The 15708-nt window shown below is 69.8% G+C and carries 10 protein-coding genes; 3 read left to right on the top strand and 7 right to left on the bottom strand.

All coding sequences use genetic code 11. The features are described from left to right. The first annotated feature begins 43 nt into the window (after positions 1-43). From ACFY3D_RS34855 to ACFY3D_RS34845, 3 genes are all read left to right on the top strand, one after another. Complete coding sequence (locus ACFY3D_RS34855) at positions 44-2830, top strand: glycoside hydrolase N-terminal domain-containing protein (RefSeq protein ID WP_389987780.1); 2787 nt, start codon at positions 44-46, stop codon at positions 2828-2830. 270 nt (positions 2831-3100) lie between these two features. Continuing rightward, the gene (locus tag ACFY3D_RS34850) at positions 3101-3856 is read left to right on the top strand and encodes a trypsin-like serine protease (protein ID WP_389987777.1); all 756 of its coding nucleotides are present in this window, start codon (positions 3101-3103) and stop codon (positions 3854-3856) included. A 553-nt stretch (positions 3857-4409) separates the two neighbouring features. Further along, positions 4410-5849 (top strand): MFS transporter, encoded by a 1440-nt coding sequence (locus ACFY3D_RS34845; protein WP_389987774.1) that lies wholly within the window; start codon positions 4410-4412, stop codon positions 5847-5849. A 239-nt stretch (positions 5850-6088) separates the two neighbouring features. Here the strand turns inward: ACFY3D_RS34845 and ACFY3D_RS34840 are convergent, their stop codons facing one another. The 7 genes from ACFY3D_RS34840 to ACFY3D_RS34810 all read right to left on the bottom strand — a co-directional run bounded on the left by ACFY3D_RS34840 (position 6089) and on the right by ACFY3D_RS34810 (position 15103). After that, entirely contained in the window at positions 6089-6703 is a 615-nt protein-coding gene (locus ACFY3D_RS34840) for a sarcosine oxidase subunit gamma (protein ID WP_389987771.1), read from the bottom strand. Beyond that, positions 6696-9818: a 2Fe-2S iron-sulfur cluster-binding protein gene (locus ACFY3D_RS34835; RefSeq protein WP_389987768.1), complete on the bottom strand. Its 3123-nt coding sequence runs from the start codon at positions 9816-9818 to the stop codon at positions 6696-6698. Before ACFY3D_RS34835 ends, ACFY3D_RS34840 begins: the two co-directional genes overlap by 8 nt. Then, the gene (locus tag ACFY3D_RS34830) at positions 9815-10093 is read right to left on the bottom strand and encodes a sarcosine oxidase subunit delta (protein ID WP_350946323.1); all 279 of its coding nucleotides are present in this window, start codon (positions 10091-10093) and stop codon (positions 9815-9817) included. Before ACFY3D_RS34830 ends, ACFY3D_RS34835 begins: the two co-directional genes overlap by 4 nt. 13 nt (positions 10094-10106) lie before the next feature. After that, positions 10107-11327, bottom strand: coding sequence for a sarcosine oxidase subunit beta family protein (locus tag ACFY3D_RS34825; RefSeq protein WP_362906323.1), 1221 nt, complete (start codon positions 11325-11327; stop codon positions 10107-10109). A 147-nt stretch (positions 11328-11474) separates the two neighbouring features. Next, positions 11475-13901 (bottom strand): FAD-dependent oxidoreductase, encoded by a 2427-nt coding sequence (locus ACFY3D_RS34820; protein WP_389987764.1) that lies wholly within the window; start codon positions 13899-13901, stop codon positions 11475-11477. Positions 13902-14429: 528 nt separating this feature from the next. Further along, positions 14430-14738: a helix-turn-helix domain-containing protein gene (locus tag ACFY3D_RS34815; protein WP_389987761.1), complete on the bottom strand. Its 309-nt coding sequence runs from the start codon at positions 14736-14738 to the stop codon at positions 14430-14432. Next, complete coding sequence (locus ACFY3D_RS34810; RefSeq protein ID WP_389987758.1) at positions 14738-15103, bottom strand: type II toxin-antitoxin system RelE/ParE family toxin; 366 nt, start codon at positions 15101-15103, stop codon at positions 14738-14740. The genes ACFY3D_RS34815 and ACFY3D_RS34810 overlap by 1 nt, the downstream gene beginning before the upstream one ends. Between the last annotated feature and the right edge of the window lie 605 nt (positions 15104-15708).

Here is a 15708-nt window from a genome sequence, read left to right as displayed (position 1 = left end):
GATGCAGATCGGAACGGTCGGAGCAGGCTCCATGCTGTTACCGATGCCGTGGACGGCGGCCGCCCAGGCCGCCTCGGCCCCGCCCCCGGCGGTGGTCGCCGCGAACGACATGGCGCTCTGGTACAACCAGAGCGCCGGCACCGACTGGCTCCGCGCACTCCCGATCGGCAACGGCCGCCTGGGCGCGATGGTGTTCGGCAACGTCGACGTCGAGCGTCTGCAGCTCAACGAGGACACCATCTGGGCCGGTGGCCCCTACGACCAGAGCAACACCAGAGGCGCGGCGGCGCTGGCGCAGATCAGGCAGCTGGTCTTCCAGAACCAGTGGAGCCAGGCGCAGACCCTGATCGACCAGAACATGCTCGGCAGCCCGGCGGGGCAGCTCGCCTACCAGCTCGCCGGCAACCTGCGGCTCACATTCGGCAACACGAGCGGGGTCTCCGAGTACAACCGCTACCTGGACCTGACCACGGCCACCACCATGGTGTCGTACCTGAAAGGCGGCATCCGCTACCAGCGCGAGACGTTCGCGAGCGCGCCCGACCAGGTCATCGCCCTGCGCCTCACCGCCGACAGGCCCGGCTCGATCACGTTCTCCGCGACGTTCGACAGCCCTCAGCGCACGACGCGCACCAGCCCGGACGGCACGTCCGTGGGGCTCGACGGCATCTCGGGCAACATGGAGGGCAAGACCGGCGCGGTCCGGTTCCTCGGGCTGGCCCGCGCCGTCGCCGAAGGCGGCACCGTCACCAGCAGCGGCGGCACGCTGCAGGTGACCGGGGCCAACAGCGTGACGGTGCTGATCTCCATCGGCACCAGCTACGTCAACTACCAGAACGTCGGCGGCGACTACCAGGGCATCGCGCGGCGGCACCTCGACGCGGCCGTCACCAGGTCCTACAGCGACCTGCGCAGCCGGCACGTCGCCGACTACCAGCGGCTGTTCTCGCGCACGACGCTCGACCTCGGCCGCACCTCGGCGGCCGACCAGCCGACCGACGTGCGGATCTCGCAGCACTCGAACACCAACGACCCGCAGCTGTCGGCCCTGCTGTTCCAGTTCGGCCGATATCTGCTGATCTCATCCTCGCGTCCGGGCACCCAGCCGGCCAACCTGCAGGGCATCTGGAACGACTCGCTGAGCCCGTCGTGGGATTCCAAGTACACCATCAACGCCAACCTGCCGATGAACTACTGGCCGGCCGACAGCACGAACCTGTCGGAGTGCTACGAGCCGGTGTTCAAGATGATCAACGACCTCACGGTCACCGGCGCCCGCACGGCCCGGGTGCAGTACAACGCCGGCGGCTGGGTGACCCACCACAACACCGACGGGTGGCGGGCCACCTCGGTGGTCGACGGCGCGTTCTGGGGCATGTGGCAGACCGGCGGCGCGTGGCTGGCCACCATGATCTGGGACCACTACAACTTCACCGGTGACGTCGACTTCCTGCGGGAGTACTACCCGGCGATGAAGGGGGCCGCGCAGTTCTTCCTCGACACCCTCGTGGAGGAGCCGGCCCTCAGGTATCTGGTCACCAACCCGTCGAACTCCCCGGAACTGGCCCACCACTCGGGTGTCAGCGTGTGCGCGGGTCCCACGATGGACAACCAGATCCTGCGGGACCTGTTCGACGGCTGTGCCAAGGCGAGCCAGGTGCTGGGCGTCGACGCCGACTTCCGTACGCGGGTCCTGGCGACCAGGGACCGGCTCCCTCCGATGAAGGTCGGCTCGCGCGGCAACATCCAGGAGTGGCTGTACGACTGGGTCGAGACCGAGCCCAACCACCGGCACGTCTCCCACCTGTACGGCCTGCACCCCAGCAACCAGATCACCAAGCGCGGCACCCCCTCCCTGTACACCGCCGCGCGGCGGACCCTCGAACTGCGCGGTGACGACGGGACCGGCTGGTCGCTCGCCTGGAAGATCAACTACTGGGCGAGGATGGAGGAGGGCAACCGGGCGCAGAACCTGATCCGCCTGCTGGTGACGCCGGCCAGGCTCGCGCCGAACATGTTCGACCTGCACCCGCCGTTCCAGATCGACGGCAACTTCGGCGCCACCTCCGGCATCGCCGAGATGCTGCTGCAGAGCCACAACGGCGAGCTGCACGTGCTGCCGGCACTGCCCTCGGCCTGGCCGAGCGGGAAGGTGCAGGGGCTTCGGGGGCGCGGCGGCTACACCGTGGACATCACCTGGGCCTCCGGCCTGGCGGGCGAGATCCTCGTCAAGTTCGACCGCGACGGCACGGTGAACGTGCGCAGCCAGTCGCTCACCGGGACCTACCAGGTGGTCGACACCGCGACCAACGGTGCCGTCACCGTCACCAGCCCGGAGGCCGGCGTCATCAGGCTGACCGGCCAGGCCGGTCGCACCTACCGCGTGACGGCGTCCGGCACGCCGCAGCAGCCGACGGGCTATGTGCGGATCACCAACGGCACCACCGGCCTGGCACTGGACAGCGGCGGCAACGTCGCCTCCGGATCGAACCTCAAGCAGTGGAACGCCTCCGACGGCAGCACCAACCTGCACTGGCAGCTGGTCGACCTCGGCGGCGGCTGGTACCGCATCGTCAACCGCACCAACGGCATGGTCATCGACAGCTGGGGCAACACCGCCAACGGCGCCAACGCCAGACAGGCCGCCTGGACCGGCAACAACAACCAGCAGTGGCGCCTCAACAGCGTGGGCAACGGCCGCCAGCAGATCATCAACCGCGGCACCAACACCGCCCTCGACGGCATGGGCAACAGCACCGCCGGCTCCACCGTCGCCATGTGGGCCCCCAACAACAGCACCAACAACCAGTGGACCATCACGAACGTGTGAGGTCGCCGACCTGATCACCGTGCGCTTCGCCGCGACCGTCCACCGGTCGCGGCGAAGCCCGCCCCGGTGCGCACCGAAGGGGCGGCCGGAACGCCGTCGAGCCCGGAGGGTCGCGACGCGACCCCGACCGGCCCGGCCGCCGTGACCGGCGCCTTTCCCTGAACTCCTCGTCCGCGGGCCCGGCAGGCAACGGGTAGATCTTTCTGCGTCCTGTGTCAAATGCAACCCTCGGACGGTTACAGTTCCCGCGTGCGCTTCATCCCTTTTGTCATGATTTCTGCCGCTCTCGCGACGATCACCGCCTCCCCGGCACGGGCGATCACGAATGGTTCGCCCGACCTGACCGTTCACCCGCAGGTGGGAGCGATCATCGGCGACAAGCCCAACGATGACGGCACATGGTCCTACTGCACCGGCACGCTCATCTCGCCGACCGTCTTCCTCACCGCCGCCCACTGCGCGGAACCGGGGCAGAAGAGCGCCCAGGTCTCCTTCTCCAGTCGCTACCGGCCGGGAGACAAGATCTACACCGGTCGCTACGTCCTCGACTCGCGCTACCGGGACGAGTCCGATCTTCATGACATGGCCGTCGTCGTCTTCGACGCGGCGATCCCCGGCATCACGCCCGCCAGGTTGCCCACCGAGGGACTGCTCGACCGCCTCAAGGCCGACAAGACCCTGAAGACGATGAGATTCACCCCGGTCGGGTACGGCGCCATGGCCTCGGTCAAGGTCAAGCACAGGACACGGCTGACCTACACCGACACCCGCCACCAGGCGTCCATCTCCTTCGAGGCCCTCACCCGCGACTGGCTCAAACTGTCACTGGACCCCTCCAAGGGCGACGGCAGCACCTGCTTCGGCGACTCCGGCGGCCCGAACTTCCTGGGGGGACCCACCTCGGACCTGCTCGTGGCCACGACCATCAGCGGGGAGGACGAGGCGTGCAAGAAGATCAACTACGACTATCGCCTGGACACCCCGGCGGCCCGGAGTTTCCTCAAGAGGTTCGTCACGCTCCCCTGAACGGGTGATCGCCCCGGCGCGAAAGCCGCTCCGAGCGGACCTTCACCGCAGGACCGGACCCGTACCGCGCGGGACCGGGCCAACCCGCCGCCGACAGCACCCCGGCCCGTGACATTCGTGGGCCGATGAGACCCGGTGAGACATCGCCACCGTCCACCGCGACCCGCTCGGCAGGCAGTTCATGCCGCGGCGTCCGATTGCTGAATTATTCATCTTGGCCGGCATGAAAGATGCACGCGCTTTTGATGATTGATGCTCTGGCCGCCCTTGGCCTGCGACCACATAATTGATTCACACCCGGAACAATTATGTCGACGCCAAGGAGAGTGAAAATTGTCGGCCAAGACCATGCTTCTCCTGTCGGCAGGCGTTCGTATTCGCCCACGATCCACGGACGGCCGCTGAGCGCCAACAGCGGCTCGCCCGGCCGCGTGCCATTGAGACGGTTGTGCCCGAAACAGCCACTCGGGTCATCGGTCGTCACGAGAACATGCGGGCTTAAATCGACGCCAAGAATAGCTTAATCCGTGCCAGGAGACAGGAGAAAGAAATCATGGACTCTCAGGTTAAGAAGCCACCACCACTGCTTCTTTTGTGCCTCGCCCAGTTCATGCTGACGCTCGACTTCGCGATCGTGAACGTCGCGCTGCCATGGATCAAGACCGACCTGTCCTTCACCTCCGGCGCCCTGCCCTGGGTCGTCGGAGCGTACGCGCTGTTCTACGGCGGCTTCCTGCTGCTCGGCGGGCGCGTGGGCGACATCATCGGCCGCAAGCGCATGTTCGTGTGGGGCCTCGCGATCTTCACGATCGCCTCCCTGGTGGGCGGTTTCGCGACCTCCTCCATCGTGCTCATCGCCGCCCGTGCCCTGCAGGGCTTCTCGGCCGCGGCGGTGGCTCCGGCCGTGCTGGCGATGATCGGTGCGGGCTTCCCCGAGGGGGAGGCGCGGGCCAAGGCCATGGGCGTGTTCGGCGCCGTGTCCTCGGTGGGCTTCGCCGGTGGCGTGCTCGCCGGCGGTGTGCTGACCGAGATCTTCGGCTGGCGTGCCGTCATGTTCATCAACGTCCCGGTCGGCATCGCGATGGTCGTGCGCGCCGCGATCCGCCTCGACGACGACAGCGTGTCGACGCGCTCCTCGCGCATCGACGTCCCCGGCGCCATCCTGGTGACCGCGAGTATGTGCGCGATCGCCTACGCCCTCACCGTCGCCTCCGACGAGGGCTGGGGCAGCGCCGGTGTGCTGACCCCGCTGATCGCGGGAGCCGCGCTGCTCGTCGTGTTCCTCTTCGTGCAGACCCGCGTGTCCGCGCCGCTGGTGCCGCTCTCGATCTTCCGTAACCGCGGGGTGACGGGCGGCAACCTGGTCGCGTTCCTGTCGGGTGGCGTCATGTCCATCTCGACGTTCTTCATCACGCTCTACATGCAGCAGGTCCTGGGCTTCTCGGCCATCCTCACCGGGCTCGCGTTCTTCCCGCAGGCCCTCGTGGTCGTGCTGGCGTCGCTGCCGGTGGCGAAGACGACCGCGCGGATCGGAGCCCGTCCGGTGCTGGTCGTCGGCGCCCTCTTCCTGGTCGTCGGCTCGCTGGTGCTGGCGCTCGCGCCCGCCAACGGCTCGTTCCTGCTGAACGTGCTGCCCGGAGGCGTCCTGCTCGGCGTCGGTGTGACGGTCATGATGATCAGCACCGCGGTGGCGGCCACGTCCGGTGTGGCCGGTGCCCAGATGGGCCTCGCGTCGGGTCTCTACAACTCGAACCGCCAGCTCGGGGTCGGGCTGTGCCTCGGCGTCGCGGTGGCGGTGGCCTCGCTCGTCGGCGGGACGGGGCAGGGCATCTCCGTCGACGGGATCCAGACGGCGTTCTGGCTCTCCACCGCGCTCTCCGTGGTGATCGTGATCATCTCCGCGACCGTTCTTCCTGCGGTGCGCAAGCCGGCTCCCGCCGCTCCCGCGGCTTCCGTCCCGGAGGCCAGGTCCGCCTCCGTGGCCGGCGCCTAGTCTTCGGCGGGTCTTCAGCGGGTCTTCACAGGGAAAGGGCCGGTCCCGGCGCACGCCGGGACCGGCCCTCTCCCCATGTCCGCTCGGGCTCCCCGCGCGCGCCTCGCGTCGGGGGCGGAGCACGCTCGGACCCGACGGCACTCCCACTCCAGGCCCCCCTGGCCGAAGCCGGGAGTCCGCGCCCGGCAGCTCCGACCGCGAACGCGCCGGTCGGTCTTTTCCGGTTTCAGACGGCCGCCTCAGCCGCCCAGGTACTCCCCCGCCGCGTCGAGGAGCCAGGCCGCGAGGTAGGCCGCGAAGGACGAGCGTACGAAGACGTGGAACTCGTCGCCTCCGCGCGCGGCGAGGACGACCTGGGCTCGGGCGAGCATGGTCTGGGCGCAGCGGCCGGGGCCGAACACGCGAGGGTGCAGGTCGAGGGCGCAGCCGTGGGAGAGCAGGTCACGGGCCCTGGGACCGGCCACGAGCAGTACGGTCCGCTGGGCGGAGACGTCGGTGACGGCGGCGTGACCGGTTCCGGCCGCGGCTCGCAGCCGGGCCTCCAGACCCGTGTCGCCCGCGGGCCCGACGACGAGCCACTCGTCGGGACCGAGCCACAGCACCAGGGTGTCGCTCCCGGCCGTACCGGACGGCGGCACATCGTGGCCGGTGCTCGCGAAGGTGCCCGGCTCGACGGGGAGCGGGACGCCGAGGGCGGCGAGGGCGCTGACGACGCCGGTCGCGGTGCCGCTCCCCGGCTCCACCCGCAGGTCGATCTGGGTGAGGAACGGCAGCTCCGCGATACGAAGGTCCTGGCTCGACACCGGTTCCAGCCGGGCGAGCGGGCTCAACCGCCCGGTCGGTGGCTCAGCCATCGCGGCGCGCTCCCTCGGGGTCGTAGAGGACGTGGTGGGTGACGGTGACGGGCAGCAGCTCCCCTGCGACGGGCACGTACAGCCGCTCGCCGACGCGTTCGCGCCCGCCGCTGACGAGGGCGAGGGCGAAGGTCCTGCCGAGCGCGGCGCTGCGGTAGCTGGAGGTGACGTGGCCGAGCGTGGGGACCGGCGGCTCGGGCAGCCGGTCGAAGGCCACCAGGTGGGAGCCCTCGGGCAGCAGGAGGTCCGGGTCGAGCGGCAGCAGGCCGACCAGGTGCTTGCGGTCGGGCCTGGCGGTGTCGGCGCGGGAGAAGGAACGCTTCCCGAGGAAGTCGGCCTTCTTCTTGGACACCACCCACTCCATGCCGAGGTCGGCGGGGGTGACCGTGCCGTCGGTGTCCTGCCCCACGATGGGGTAGCCCTTCTCGGCCCGCAGCACGTGCATCGTCTCGGTCCCGTACGGGGTGACCGCCCCGGTGGCCTGGAGCGCCTCCCACAGGGCGAGCCCGTCCCAGGCGCTGACATTGATCTCGTACGCCAGCTCACCGGAGAAGCTGATCCGGCACACCCGCGCGTCCAGGCCCGCCACCCGGCCGTCACGCCACGTCATGAACGGGAAGCTCGCGTTGTCCACGGCGAGGTCGGGGGCGAGTGCTGCGAGCACCTCGCGGGAGCGCGGCCCGGCGAGCGCGACCGTCGCCCACTGCTCGGTGACCGAGGTGCAGTAGACCCGCAGCGACGGCCATTCCGTCTGCAGCCACTCCTCCATCCAGTCGAGGACGGCCGCGGCGTTGCCGGTGGTGGTCGTCACCAGGAAACGGTTCTCGGCCAGGCGGATCACCGTACCGTCGTCGAAGACCATCCCGTCGGGGCGGCACATCACGCCGTAGCGGATCGAGCCGACCTTGAGGGTGCTCATCAGGTTGGTGTAGAGCCGGTCGAGCAGCTGCGCGGCGTCCGGCCCCTGAATGTCGATCTTGCCGAGGGTGGAGGCGTCCATCGCTCCGGCCGCCTCCCGCACGGCCCGGCACTCGCGCAGGACGGCGGCCTCCATGTCCTCGCCCTCGCGGGGGTAGTACCAGGGCCGCTTCCACTGGCCGACGTTCTCGAACGGCGCTCCGTGGGCCACGTGCCACTCGTGCAGCGCGGTGACCCGGACGGGATCGTGCAGCGCTCCCCTGTCGCGCCCGGCGAGGGTCGCGAAGGAGACGGGCACGTAGGGCGCGCGGAAGGTGGTGGTGCCCAGCTCCGAGACGTCCACGCCGAGGAGGTGGGCGACGACACCGCTGGTGAGCACCCCTGAGGTCTTTCCCTGGTCGTGCGCGGTTCCCGCGGTGGTGTAACGCTTGACGTGCTCGACCGAACGGAGCCCGGCCCCGGTGGCGCGCATGATGTCGGCGACGGTGACGTCGCGCTGCAGGTCGACGAAGTGGGTCCGGTAGTCGTCGGCGGGGACGAGCCACACGTGCTCGGGAGGGACTCCGCCCAGTGTCTCGTCGGCTGTCTCGTCGGCCGTCTCCCGGAGGTTCGAGACCGCCTCCGTGTCCCGCGCTCCCCCGGCCCCCGCGGCCTCCGTCGCCTCCCGGACGGACGCGTGGGGGGCGGTCGGGAGGGCACCGAAACCGGCCGCCTCGGCGGCCCGCGCTCCGGCGGCGGCGCCGTCCTCCAGGCAGGAGGCGAGGGTGCGGAGCCCTCGGGCGGCCCCGGCCACCTCGACGGCCTGACGGCAGGTTCCGGGGACGAAGGAGCCGAGCGCCTCGTCGTAGCGAAGTGTCCCCGACGCCTGGCTGAACAGGTGGACGGCGGGGTTCCATCCGCCCGAGACGAGCAACAGGTCGGCTTCGATCTCGCGTCCGCCGGAGGTGTCCGCCTCGGACGCGTTCGTCCCGGAAGCGGGCGCCTCTGAGGCGACACCTCCGGGCGCGGCGGACCCGGACGCGGTGATCCCAGAGGCGACGGCCTCTGACGTGTTCGTCCCGGCAGCGGCTCCGGAAGGCGTGCCGGCCTCGGCGGGTCTTTTCGAGACGGTCACGGAGGTGACGCCGTGTTCGCCGTTCACGCGGGTGACGACGTGACCGGTGAGCACCTCGGCACCTCCGAGGCCCCCAGCGAGGTCCCCCGCGTCGGCCGTGCCGTCCACGTCGTCCGGACCGCTCGAATCATCCGGGCCGCCCCGCCCCGCCACCCCGCCGGGGCCGTTCCGGCTCGGGTCGGCGGCGAGGCGCGTGTCCACGACGGCGGCGATCTCGACGCCCGCGGCGGCCAGGTCGCGGGCCGCGGCGTAGGCGCTGTCCCCGGTGGTGAAGACCACCGCACGGCGGCCGGGCAGGACCCCGTACCGGTTGACGTAGGCGCGCGCCGAACCGGCGAGCATCACACCCGGCAGGTCGTTGCCCGCGAAGGCGATCGAACGCTCGTGCGCGCCCGTGGCGAGCACGACGCGGCGGGCCCGGACGCGCCAGACGCGCGTCCGGGAGGAGGCGTTCTCCCCCCTGCGTTCCACGGCGACCAGGTAGTTGTCGTCGTAGTAGCCGAACACGCTGGTACGGGTGAGCACCCGCACCTCGGGACGGGCCTCCAGCTCGGCCAGCGCGGTGGCGGCCCAGGTCACGCCCGGGAGGCCGTCGACGTTCTCGCCGGTGTCGGGCAGGCTTCCACCCGGCGAGGGACGGTCGTCGGCGAGGATCACCCGGGCGCCCGAGGTGGCCGCCGCGGTCGCCGCCGCGAGGCCCGCCGGTCCCGCGCCGACCACCAGGACGTCGCAGTGCGCGTACACGCCGTCGTGGCGCGCCGGGTCGGGTTCGGCGGCGAGCCTGCCCCTGCCCGGCAGGCCGGTGGCCACCAGTCCCGCGTACAGCTCGACGACGGTGGCCTGGAGCATCGGCTCGGGGAAGGGGTGCTCGATCTGGACGACGGCGTTGGGCTCCTCGGTCCAGGCGGCGAAGATCCCGCGAGGGCGGCCGAGTGCGACGCTCGTCGCGACCGTACGGACGCCGTTGGCGAGCAGCGCGGCGGCGAGCGTGTCGCCCCGGTACCCCTCGTAGTCGCGGCCGTCGAACCGGAACGGCAGTGTCTCCCCGCGATGGCCCGCCCGGCGGAACGGCTGCTCGCTCACCGGCTCACCGGCCCCGGCTCGCCCACCCGGTAGACGGCGTGGAACTCGTTGGTGGCCGTGTCGCGGACCGCGTTGAACCAGCGGCGGCATCCGGCCACGTGGTACCAGCGCTCCGCGAAGGGCCCCTTGGGGTTGTCGCGGAAGAACAGGTATCTCGCCCACTCCTCGTCGGAGAGCGCGGCGGGGTCGTCGGGGTAGACGACGTGGGCCTGCCCGCCGTAGTGGAACTCGGCCTCGTCCCGTGGCCCGCACCACGGACAGGGGATCAGCAGCATCGGTCGGGCTCCTTCAGTGGGCCACCGCGGCGGCGCCGTGCTCGTCCACGAGCGCGCCGGTGGTGAATCGTTCGAGCGTGAAGGCGGCGTTGAGGGGGTGCGGCTCGTCGTGGGCGATCGTGTGCGCGTAGCACCATCCGACGCCCGGGGTGGCCTTGAAGCCGCCGGTCCCCCATCCGCAGTTGACGTAGAGGCGGTCGACGGGGGTGAGCCCGACGACGGGCGAGGCGTCGGGGGTGACGTCGACGATCCCTCCCCAGGTGCGCAGCACGTGGGCCCGCGCGAAGACGGGGAACAGCTCGAGCGCCGCCGCCATCTGCCGCTCGATGATGTGGAACGCGCCGCGCTGCCGGTAGGAGTTGTAGGCGTCGATGCCCGCCCCCATGACCAGCTCGCCCTTGTGCGCCTGGCTGACGTAGACGTGCACCGCGTTGGACATGACCACCGTGGGGTGTACGGGCTCCAGCAGCTCCGAGACCAGGGCCTGCAGCGGGTGGCTCTGCACCGGCAACTCCACCCCCGCCATCCGGCCGACGACCGAGGAGTGTCCCGCCGCGCACATCGCGACCCTGCCCGCGGCGATGCGGCCCCTGGTGGTGCGTACGGCCTCCGCGCGCCCGTCCACGACGTCGATGCCGGTGACCTCGCAGTGCTCGATCAGGTCGACGCCCATCGCGGCGGCGGCGCGGGCGAACCCCCAGGCCACGTAGTCGTGCTTGGCGATTCCCGCGCGCGGCTGGTAGGTGGCGCCGAGGACCGGGTAGCGGGTGCCGGGCGAGACGTCGACGATCGGGCAGACCTCCTTCACCTCCTCGGGGCCGAGCCATTCGGCGTCGACGCCGTTGAGGCGGTTGGCGTTGACCCGGCGGACGCCCTCCCTGACGTCCTGCAGGCTGTGCGCGAGATTGAGCACGCCGCGCTGGCTGAACAGGAGGGGATAGCCGAGGTCCTCCTCCAGCCCCTCCCACAGCTTCAGCGAGTGCTCGTAGATGCCCGCGCTCTCGTCCCACAGGTAGTTGGACCGGATGATGGTGGTGTTGCGGGCCATGTTGCCGCCGGCCAGCCAGCCCTTCTCCAGCACGGCCACGTTCGTGATCCCGTGGTTCCTGGCCAGGTAGTAGGCGGTGGCCAGGCCGTGGCCTCCGCCGCCGACGATCACCACGTCGTAGGAGGGCTTCGGCTCGGGAGCACTCCACAGCCGGTCGGGGTGCTCGGGGAGCTCCTCGGTGCTCATCGTTTTCCTTTCGGCGTGGAGTCCTCCGCCTTCATGCACGGCAAGGAAGTCGACGTCGTCCCTTCTCGGTCCCTCGGGCGAGCCCGCACGCGGGCGGGTTCGGGCCTCGCGGAGTTCACGGGCATCCCCTTCGTTCCCGGTGCCCGGTCAGCCACGCAGACGCTCCATCGCCGGGTCGTAGAGCGGCTCCTCGGCGACGACGGCGGGCACCCGCTTGTCGAAGTAGCCGATGTGCAGCTCTCTCCCCGGCACGGACAGCTCGGCGGGCAGCCAGGCGTAGGCGATGTTCTTGCCGATCGTGTGGCCGTAGGCGGCGCTGGTGACGTATCCGGCGCGGGACGCGCCGTCGTACACCGGCTCCTTGCCCATCACGACGGCGGCGGGGTCGTCGACGGTGAGGCAGGTCAGCCTGCGCCGGGGGGTCGTGCCGCGCTCGGCGAGGGCCGCGCGGCCGATGAAGTCGCCCCGGTCGGCCTTGCGCACGGCGAAGCCGAGGCCCGCCTCGTACGGGTCGTGCTCGTAGGTCATGTCGGTGCCGAAGGAGCGATAGCCCTTCTCCAGCCGCAGGCTGTTGAAGGCGCCGCGGCCCGCGGCGATGATCCCGTGCTCCTGGCCCGCCTCCCAGAGGGTGTCCCACAGCTTCGCGCCCATGTCGGCCGTCGTGTAGAGCTCCCAGCCCAGCTCCCCGATGTAGGAGAGCCGCAGCGCGGTGACGGGCACGGCGCCGACGTACGCCCGCGCGGCACGGAAGTAGCGGAAACCGCCCGGGCCGAAGGCGGGCCCGGCGAGCGGGGCGACGACCTCGCGGGCCAGGGGACCCCAGACGCCGACGCAGCAGGTTCCCGGCGTGATGTCGGCGACGGTGACCGACCCGTCGGCGGGCAGGTGACGGCGCAGCCAGTCGAGGTCGAGATTGCCGTTGGCGCCGACCTGGAACAGGTCGCGGCCCAGCCGGGCGACGGTGATGTCGCTGCGGATGCCGCCGTCGTGGTCGAGCAGCAGGCAGTACGTGACCGAGCCGACGGACTTGTCGACGTCGCCCGTGGAGATCCGCTGTAGAAAGGCGGCGGCACCGCGGCCCGCGACCTCGATCCGCTTGAGCGCACTCATGTCGTAGAGGGCGACGGCCTCGCGCGAGACCTGGGCCTCCGCGCCGACGATCGGCGACCAGTGGCGGGCGGCCCACTCGTTGGGGCGGGGGATGTCACGGCCGTCGAGCAGTGGCGCGTTGGCTCCGTACCACTGGGGCCGCTCCCAGCCGACGGCCTCGAGGAAGTAGGCGTCCAGCTCGCGCTGGCGGGTGTGGAAGGGGCTGGTGCGCAGCGGGCGCAGGTTCTCCGCCGGTTGGAGCGGGTGGATGATGTCGTAGACCTCGACGAAGTTCTGGCAGTCGCGGGTGCGGACGTACTCGGGGGCCAGCTGGTGGGCCTCGAACCGGTTGACATCGCACTCGTGCAGGTCGAAGGAGGAACAGTGACCGTCGGCCAGCCACTCGGCCATGGCACGGCCCACTCCCGCCGAGTGGGTGACCCACACGGCCTCGGCCACCCAGAAACCCTCCACCTCGCGTGACCGTCCGAGCAGCGGCATGTTGTCGGTGGTGAAGGAGAACAGGCCGTTGATGCCCGCTTCGAGCTCGGCCTTCCCCGTGGCGGGCAGCAGCGCCTTCGTCTCGGCCCAGGCGGGGGCGAAGTCGTCGCCGGTGAACGCCAGCACCGAGGGCATGACCTCGGCGTCGGCGAGCGGGAGGATCTCCTCGGCGGTGATCGGCATCGGGCGGTGGCCGTAGTAGCCGACGCCGAGCCGGTCGAAGCGCTCCCGGTAGTACAGGTCGGCGTCCTGGTGACGCAGGATCGGCCGGACGGCCTCGCTGTCCTGTCCGGCGAGCGCGGGGACGGGACCTGTCCAGGCGAACTGGTGGGCGAGGGGGGTGAGCGGCAGCGTCATGCCGACCATGCCCGCGACCTTGGGCCCCCAGATCCCGGCACAGCAGACCACGAGGTCCGCGGGAATCTCACCCCGGTCGGTGACGACGGCCGCGACCCGGTCGTCCTCGACACGGATGTCCAGCACCTCGTGCCGGTCGAGGACGCGGACACCGCGTTCGCGTGCGCGGGCGAGCTGGACCTCGACGGCGCGCACGGCTTTCGCCAGGCCGTCGGTGGGGACGAAGAGTCCTCCGAGGATCCTGTCCCGGTCCAGCAGGGAGTGGCGCTCCACGCACTCCTCGGGGGTGAGCACGCTCGCCTCGATCCCCCAGGAGGTCGCCCAGCCGTGGCGCCGGTGCAGCTCGGCGAGCCGCTCTGGCGTGGTGGCCACCTCCAGGCCGCCCACCTGAAGGAAGCAGTCGAGGTCGACGAGCTTCTCGACGGTGTAGCGGGCGAGCTCCGCCATGGTCTTGGAGGGGTTGGTCTGGAAGACCAGGCCCGGCGCGTGGGAGGACGATCCCCCGGTGGCGGGCACGCTGCCCTGGTCGACGACGGTGATGTCGTTCCAGCCCTTGGCCGAGAGCTCGTCGGCGAGGGCCGCCCCGACGACCCCGGCTCCGATGATGACGACGCGTCGGCCCGCCATACCCACCTCCGTCGTTGCGCAGTCCGAAACGAAGTGCGCTTCCCGCAACAGATTGTCCTCCCGTCGACAACACTGTCAAGAACGGGCCAGCGGTTGTCCACGGGAAACGGCGAACGGGGACAGCCGAACCTGCTCCGTCCCCTGGTGTTCCGAATCGATCCGGGTCTGATGGAGGCTCTGGTGTGTCCCGAGTTCGGATACGGGGCGCTTTGGCTGGTGGGTACCGACGGACTCACCCGAAGAATTCGACTGGCTTGCAAAGCACGGCCCGTTCCGTCACGTCTTCTGTGTCGCCTTCGCCCGGTCCCTCAGCCCTCGCGAGGCGTTGATGCGTCTCGGCGCGGACAGCAGCGGCCTCGAAGAGGTGACCTTTGAAAAGCACCAGGAACGAATGATGGAGTACATCGATTCGGACAGCATGCGCACCAGCTACGTGGCCGCGCTGGACGTGAGCGGCTGGACCGTACTGATCCAGCTCTGAACTGGATCAATCGGCCTCAACAGGCTTCTACTGCGTCTCTCTGCTGATCAGGCCGCGTGCGGCTCGAACCATACCGAGCCCAGATCGTGACCGGAGGTAAGGCGAACGTCAGCATTCAGCGCCGCAGCCAGATGCCGTAGCAAGGCGATCGTCGGCGCGGTCCCACCCTCCTCCATACATTCGATCTCATCCTCGGTCATACCCGCACGCTCGGCCAGTTCGGCAACGGTCAGCCCAAGCGCATCACGTCGGTCATACAGAGCCTTACCGAAGGCCAACGCCTCTCGAATCATGATCCGTTCAGGGTCCTCGGCCTGAGGCTCAGGTCGCACCCAGCGGGTGTGATAGCCAGTCATCACACCTTCCTCTCATAGATCTCGGCCACCGGCCCATGATGGTCGCGTTCACAGATTTTCTGCGCCCGGACCGCCCTGTCGATCTGCCGCTGATCGTGCTGCTTGGTCTTACGGAAAACCGTGAGCAACACGATCGTCCTACCCGGAGTAGACCAGTACGTCACCCGAGCTGCAACGTCACGAAGCCGAACCCGTAGTTCCCAGACCGGCCCTTCCAGGTGGTCCGACCATGGACCACCAAGTTCAGTCCCTTTTTCCGCCAGCAGACCGGCGACCTCATCGACCCGCTTGAAGTCGCTGTCACTCAGGCTGTCGAGCCACTCACGGACTTCGGGTTCGATCTCAAAGCCGTATGGCTTACGCACATGAGGCCCTTCCCGTGCACACATCCCACTCAGAGTAGCGAACCGTTGCCGACAGTGACGGGCATCGAACCCATCTCGCCCCACATGAGCCCTCATCAGCGCCAGGCCGCCCTCGGAAAATCCGCCGACATGGACGGACGCAGTTGGGGCGAGTTCTGTCTGAGCGGTACAACCAAAGGACATGACACGAAACACAAAAGACCCCGACTTGTTTGCACAGGTCAGAGTTTTGCGGTGGGCATTACCGGGTTCGAACCGGTGACATCTCGCTTGTAAGGCGATCCGAGCGAGGGCGCGACCAGGGCCGATACCGGCGCCGACCTGGGCGCACGGTCCACAGCCGTCCACCGTTGTCCGCCCCCGTCCGGGGTCGTTGTCGCCCGGCTGGTCACCCAGAAGTGGCGCTCTCCACAGGCTCGCACGGCTCCTCCGCCCAGACGTCCCGGCTGGAGATCTGCTCGGCCACGATCCTCACCGTGGCCGATGGAAGGTTCCAGGTAAGCGGACGACCGTAATAAACCGGTCAGTACGGCACGTTTCCCCCAGGGAACATACGTGACATATCACCGTAATGGCTGATCTATAGCGTCACGCGCAATACCGGG

The organism is Streptosporangium sp. NPDC000509, from assembly GCF_042898365.1.
Classification (GTDB): domain Bacteria; phylum Actinomycetota; class Actinomycetes; order Streptosporangiales; family Streptosporangiaceae; genus Streptosporangium.
The sequence above is the reverse complement of the archived record's forward strand: the minus strand, read 5'-3'. Positions and strand labels throughout refer to the sequence as shown.

Bases quoted from the DNA above. Each gene is read 5' to 3' on its own strand.
- ACFY3D_RS34820 (WP_389987764.1), bottom strand. From the start codon at position 13,901: ATGGCGGGCCGACGCGTCGTCATCATCGGAGCCGGGGTCGTCGGGGCG.
- ACFY3D_RS34825 (WP_362906323.1), bottom strand. From the start codon at position 11,327: ATGAGCACCGAGGAGCTCCCCGAGCACCCCGACCGGCTGTGGAGTGCT.
- ACFY3D_RS34845 (WP_389987774.1), top strand. From the start codon at position 4,410: ATGGACTCTCAGGTTAAGAAGCCACCACCACTGCTTCTTTTGTGCCTC.
- ACFY3D_RS34850 (WP_389987777.1), top strand. From the start codon at position 3,101: ATGATTTCTGCCGCTCTCGCGACGATCACCGCCTCCCCGGCACGGGCG.
- ACFY3D_RS34815 (WP_389987761.1), bottom strand. From the start codon at position 14,738: ATGACTGGCTATCACACCCGCTGGGTGCGACCTGAGCCTCAGGCCGAG.
- ACFY3D_RS34830 (WP_350946323.1), bottom strand. From the start codon at position 10,093: ATGCTGCTGATCCCCTGTCCGTGGTGCGGGCCACGGGACGAGGCCGAG.
- ACFY3D_RS34855 (WP_389987780.1), top strand. From the start codon at position 44: ATGCCGTGGACGGCGGCCGCCCAGGCCGCCTCGGCCCCGCCCCCGGCG.
- ACFY3D_RS34840 (WP_389987771.1), bottom strand. From the start codon at position 6,703: ATGGCTGAGCCACCGACCGGGCGGTTGAGCCCGCTCGCCCGGCTGGAA.